The organism is Paenibacillus germinis (genome assembly GCF_013141785.1).
Taxonomy (GTDB): Bacteria; Bacillota; Bacilli; order Paenibacillales; family NBRC-103111; genus Paenibacillus_E; species Paenibacillus_E phytorum.
In genome coordinates this window covers 1-885 of the sequence record NZ_WHOC01000193.1, presented here as the reverse complement: position 1 = coordinate 885, position 885 = coordinate 1, and the positions used below count along the sequence as shown (strand labels likewise).

Annotated in this window: 1 protein-coding gene; it reads right to left on the bottom strand. The window is 36.3% G+C overall.

Features of this window, described 5'->3' with window-relative positions:
- Window positions 1-885, bottom strand: an 885-nt coding sequence (locus tag GC102_RS37420) for a DUF3221 domain-containing protein (protein WP_171694016.1), incomplete at both ends; no start/stop codon positions are given.

Sequence of the window (885 nt, the reverse complement as noted above, 5' to 3'; positions counted from 1 at the left end):
TAGTGGTGACCTTCGATGCTATTCCTTGACCAGGGTATGACAAAGCTATGGCACCTTCAAACCATACATTAACGTATTGTCCAACCTCTACATCTTGGGTCATTTTTGAAACCCATATTGCATCGTAGAACTCTTTTCTCGTTTGATTGATTTCTCTACTTATCGGACTAACCACTAAAGCTCTTTGATTTTCAAGCTTGGTAATATAACCCACAAGACTGGGTGCAGGGGTGAGCTTAAAAGTGGTTTTTATTGTGTTTATGTGGTCGTACATTGATAAGAATTCTGCTTTTAACATCTCATCGTGAGGATTGTATTCAACATCTCCTGGAGGAGCTAATGTGAACACTTTATCCCCATCTTCACCTATTTTATATATTTGACCAACCCCGATTAGTGATGGACCGTTTTTAAGCCAATCCTCTTTTGTCCATATTGTGATCGTGAAAATAACTCCCCCATACCCTTTATTTGCTTTATCAATAAAATTATAATTATCAGCACGTAAACCTTCACTTTCGATTACCTTTTCTTCAACTTCATATTTTCCCTCCCAAGTTTTGGGTAATTTAAGAGTGAAATTAAATTTTGTGTTTTCATAAAGAATGCTTGGTAATTCACTAATAATATGATCATTTACAGCACCTATACGAAGATTAACCGCTGAATAGGCTCTGAAGTCACCTGCACCCTCAGATACGAACGTTTGAGATTCTCCCCCAAAGTCATTTCCACTTACTGCAACATCGCCAATTTTCTCATTTTTATCAGTATAAAAGGTTAATTTAGCTTCTATTTTATTTTTTGAGCTTCCAACACCTGCCATGCTTAATTGCCCCGTAACTTTTGTGTTACTACCATCTTTAGTTAATATTAAATTACCAA